Origin of the sequence: Endozoicomonas sp. ONNA1 (assembly GCF_024606325.1) — a bacterium.
Classification (GTDB): Bacteria; Pseudomonadota; Gammaproteobacteria; order Pseudomonadales; family Endozoicomonadaceae; genus Endozoicomonas_A.
Window position 1 is genome coordinate 1 of the sequence record NZ_JAHHPN010000884.1, and the last position, 5,179, is coordinate 5,179.

A 5,179-nucleotide genomic window follows, 5' to 3' on the forward strand; every position below is an offset into this window, starting at 1 on the left:
CAATATCGTCAAGAACGTAGTTGGCGATGACCGCAGCTGCGTATTCTTTCATGCCTTCAACAGACTCTTTCATACCCGCCGGGCCGGTTGCGGTCAAAGTAGTAAAGGCACCCTGCATGAATTCTTCAGTACCCCTGTCGGAGAGCATCTGGACAACAGCACTGAATTGAGCCACATTAATGCCGTGTTTGTAGCCAAGGAAGTGTTCAAATTCTTCCACTGGCTGATAACCGTCGATACCTCTGACGGCTTTTATGTAGTTCTCAAGTTCAACCTTGCTAATCAGACCTTCACCCAGCAGGGCGATAATCTTTCTACCAGTGGCAGAACGGGTAGTAAAGTATTCCGTGAAACCCTTCAGGTCAATGGATTCATGCTCAATGTAGTGAATGGCTTTCAGGCCCATGCCGTGTATTTCATCGTCGTATTGTTGAGCCGCGGTTTTTATCTCATTTCTGGCCCTGTTCACCAGCCCCTCGATTTTTGTCAGGACATTCTGAGGCTGACCTTCTAAAGGCTCGAAAGGGTAGACCGGGAAGTTCCTCTTCAAACTCTTGAAGACTTCCACAATCCGGCAGGCCTGATCAAAACTCAGATTGTCTCCGACTATTGTCTGCAAGCGAATCGGTGCAAATTCATCGTCAAAATCGAAAGTCGTAAGGAATGGTATTGTCTTACCATTCTTCACTGCTGCTTCGGTCAGGCCCATTGCGGCTTCCAGAGCTTGTTGTTTGAGAGGGTGCTGCTGCACGAACTTGAGGATATCGCCCCGGGCTTTTTCCTGTTCTGGCGTGAACTGGAAGGGACCGCCGTCATTTTTCACGGCTTCCTCTGCAGTCTTCAGGACTTCCTCCATTCTCTCAATATCTGCTTTCCTGGTTTTAATCTCGCCTTCAAGACGGGCCTGTTCCTGAAGTATCTTGATCCTGCCGCCTGTTCCATCAGCACCGCCCAGTTTTATCTGTCTTTCTCTCAGGGCATTAAGCCGTTGTTCATGGGTATCAGAAACGTCTGGTTTAAGACCCAGAGCTTTTTCAGTGGCGTCAAGAGCTGCTTTATGATGATCCGTCAGAGCCTCTTCTGCTTTTGATACAGCTTCACGTTTCTGCTCAAGGACTGAAGCCAGCGCAGCCATTTCCTTGTTATGCGCGGTTTTAGCCTGCTCATCGATGTATCCAGGATGTTCAATCTCCTGTTTTTTACGATTCAGATTCTCTTGTGCATTCAACTCTTCAAGCTGTGTATGGGTCACTTCCATAGTTTTCCTGACGTGCTCATGCAGGAATTCTGTGACCTGAGTGTACTTTTTCCTGATTGACGTCAGTTCATTTAATGCGTTATCGCGTGCATCGGGCTCGATCCAACCGTGAGCATATGAATAGACTTTAATGGCAAAGTTATAAGCTTCTTTCAATGATCCGAGATCACCTTCTTTTACCAGAATGTGCAGATTTTTTACGACAGCTTTCAGTTTGTTAGCAGCATGACCTAGTCTTTCTGCACCGTATCGCTGCAGGAAATGACTGATGTCCTCTAACCTCTCTTCGGGGGGTTGTTCATCACCTGCGGGTAGACCCAAATCGGTCTGAATTCGTTTCATTGCCCGATTGAGAGCTGTGTCGCCTTCTTCCGAGATAGGGGTGATCGTGTCATGAATCACAAATTTCAGTTGTTTGCCTTGAAGCTTCTTAAGCTTGTGATAAACACCAGACAGCTCTCTTTCAGCTTCTTCAATTGCCCGTCTGGCCACGGCTAACTCACGATCAAGGACGTATCGTGGTTTAGGTCCCAGGCGAGCCATTTGCATGTCAAGTTCTTTTTCAATGGTTGCGATACGCGAATGAACGTCGGGCTTACCCGCATTGAGAATTTCTTTGAACAGTTGTTTGAGTTTTGCTTCAATCAGACGGTTCTGGTTTTCGATAGTGGCATCATCTTTATAGCCCTCAATGTTGAGTTGATGAGCCACTTCATTGTTTCTGGCTTGTTTGGCATCTGCATCGTCGTAACTTTCGTCTACTTCATCCATTAATGTCTGAACTTTGGCTTTCAGAGCCTCCTTCTGATAAGACAGGTCACCCTCTTCAAACTCTACTTTCAGCTCGTCAGCCAGTTTGGCAGTGAGAGCCTTGCCCTTTTCTTTGGCAGTAACGTTTTCAATGATGTCGATATCCAGTTCGTCTTCTACGATATTAAGCAGCCTCGACTGTCGTTTTCTGGCTTGCTTATCCAGGTATGAATCTTCGATCTTGTAGGCAAGACTTGCACGAAGCTTCCTGAGCTTAAGACCCCATTCGCTGAGTGCTTTGCTGTCTTCTTTCCAGAGGCTTTGATCTATCTGATCCAGCGTGTATTCCGGGATATCAGTGAAGCGAAGTATTTTAACAACCCGGGCAAATCTTTCTGCTTTTTCACTCTCTTCAGATTTGATGTTGAGTATTTCTTCTAATGCTGCCAGCTGTTCTGTCTGTTGTTCTCTGGCATGCTCATCCGGTTCCGGGCCTTCGACTTTATAGTGAAGATGGGCAAGAAGCCTCTTGAGTTTGAGGTGCTTCTCGTCCGGAGTTTCGCCTCCAGTTGCCCAAAGGGTACTGTCTATCTTATCCGCCATGTAATTCGGGAGATCATTGTCGTCAAGGATTTTACGAACCCTGATGAATCTCGTAGTTTTGTCATCCTCTTCATTGACTTCGATGGTGAGTATTTCTTCTACGGCTTTCAGTATGTTCAGAGCCTCTTCCTCTATCCGCTGTCTGGCTTCTCTGATGAATGCATGCATGTGTTCAGAAATTTTCTGGCGACGAAGATGGACATCATTGCTTTCATCAAGGTCACTCATCTCAAGGGCTTCTTCCACGTCACTCAGTGTCTCAAGTACTTCAGACCTGGCTATGGGGTGGCCTGGTGTTCTCATGTCAGCCAGTTCTCTTTCCAGCACTTTAATCCTTATGAGCTTGCCACGCACTTTTAATTCCAGAAGGGTGAGGTCTTCTGATGTGGTGTCTTCAGCCTGCTCAATACCGGGAACCGTTGCCAGAGCACCTTTTTTGGAAGGGGTGAAAGAGCCTTCAAAATCCTTTTGATCTCTCAATGTCTCAACTCTCTGATGCGGAATTTCAAGTTCATCATCCATTGTCGTAAGTTTATGATGTGCCTGATCGACCTGAGCTATCAGCTGCTTTAGACATTCCATGATAGCTTGGTGACGGACTTCAGGGGTCTTTCCGTTATCCGGGACCAGACCGAGCTTCAATTCAATGTCAGCCAGATTATTCTGGATCATCCGATTGGTTCGTTCTTCATTTTGTTCCAGTTGCTGCTGAATGGAATGAAAGCGGGCATGCAGATCGTTTTCATTGTCTGGAGTAATATCGAGCTTACTTTCAATGGTCGCCAGTGCCTCTTTTACAGCTTCTTCCCCAGGCTGCTCTTCTAAGGAATCTGTTGCGACAACTGGTTTTAGGGCAGTTGATGTTGCGGCAATTGATGTTGCGGCGATTGACGTTGCAGCAACCGGTGTTGCGGCAACTGGTGTTGCAGCAATTGATGTTGTGGCAATTGATGTTGCGGTAATTGATGTTGCGGTAATTGATGTTGCGGTAATTGATGTTGCGGCTGGTTGTCGTTTGATTTCATGAACTTTCTCTATGATAAGTCTGGCTTGTTTTTCGGGTGGCCAGGTAACATCCCAGTTATTAATTTCAAGCGCTGCTGCTATTTGAACGTAGCACTCTTGTCTGGTTGCTGCTACTGCTTCACGAACTTCTTTTCTCAGTATTGGAATTCGTTCGACTTCTTCCTGAATATGATTTAACCATCTTCTCCGTCCTGCCAATTCTTGTTGAGTCAGAAGATGTTGTCCATAGGCCTCACTGAACTGCTGACTGATGCGTTCCCGCAGGTTCTGATGACGGGCTGCAAGGTCATCTTTGTTTTCCGGAATCAGGTCGAGCTTACTTTCAAAAAAAGCCAGTTTTTTGCGGGCTTCCTCTTCGGCCAGTTTTTCATCTTGTTGCAGCTGCTGTCGAATGAACTGAGCGACAGCTTGATCGTCTTCATTGATCGAAGTAATACTGCGCTTGCTTCCAATGGTTGCCGGTCTTGCTCTTACAGCTTCTTCATCAGGCTGTCCTGTTGCGGGAATCAATTGCTTGAATTTACGAATTTTCTCCCTGATGAGTCTGGCTTGTTCCCAGGGTAGCTGGGTATTATCCCAGTCATCAATACCAAGCTCTGCTGCTATTTCTGCGTTGCGATTGTTTGTGGCTTCTGCTCTGGCATGAAGGACCTGTTTTTCAAGCGATGGATTTAGATCGATCAGGTGATGAGCATTCTGTGCCCATGTTTTCTTTTCTTCCGGCTTTTGATTCTCAACATATCGTTTAACGGCCTCAAGTCCTCGCTGTTTAAGGTGCTGCTTAATGGCCTGATGACGGGTTTCATGGTCATCTTCGTTTTTCGGCACCAGGCCGAGCAGAGTTTCAACTTTAGCCAGTCGGGCTTCCTCATCAATGGGGTCTGGCATCTGTTGCAGAAATTGTTGAATGTAATCAAGCCGGGTTCTCGGACCCTTCTCATCGCGCGGGGAAATAACAAACTCAATCGGTGCCTGTTTTGCTTCTACATCATCTTCACCAGGCTGTTCTATTGTGGTAGATGTTGCGGGCACTGCCTGAATGATTTCATGCATTTTTTTTCCGATGAGCCTGACTTGTTCTTCCAGTGGTTGGTTCTCATCCCAGTCACGAATACCAAGCTTTGCTGCTGTTTGAGCGTTGCGAGCTTTTTTAGCATCTTCAATGGCATCACGAACTTGTTGTTCCAGCTTTGGAATTTGTTCGATTCTCTGCTGAAGTTTCTGTAAAAGGCTTTTCTGTTTTTCCTGCTCTTGTTGAAACTGAAGATATTGTTGATCGATCTCAAGTTCCAGCTGTTCAAGGTACTGCTGAATGGCCTGGTGACGGGCTTCAAGGTGATCTTTGTTGTCCGGAACCAGACCGAGGTAACCTTCAAAGATAGCTAGTTTTTCCCGGACTTCGTCATCGGACAGTTCTGTGTCCTGTTGCAGCTGCTGATGAACGAACTGAAGGGTACTCAGATGGTTTTTATTGACCGAAGCAATAACGCGCTTGCCACCAATGGCCGTGGGTTTTGCTTTTACAGCTTCTTCATCAGGCTG

The 5,179-nt window shown here is 46.5% G+C and carries 1 protein-coding gene; it reads right to left on the reverse strand.

From position 1 onward, the window contains the following. Positions 1–5,179 (reverse strand): hypothetical protein (locus KDK19_RS20930; protein ID WP_257292867.1); only part of this gene is annotated, 5,179 nt, incomplete at both ends.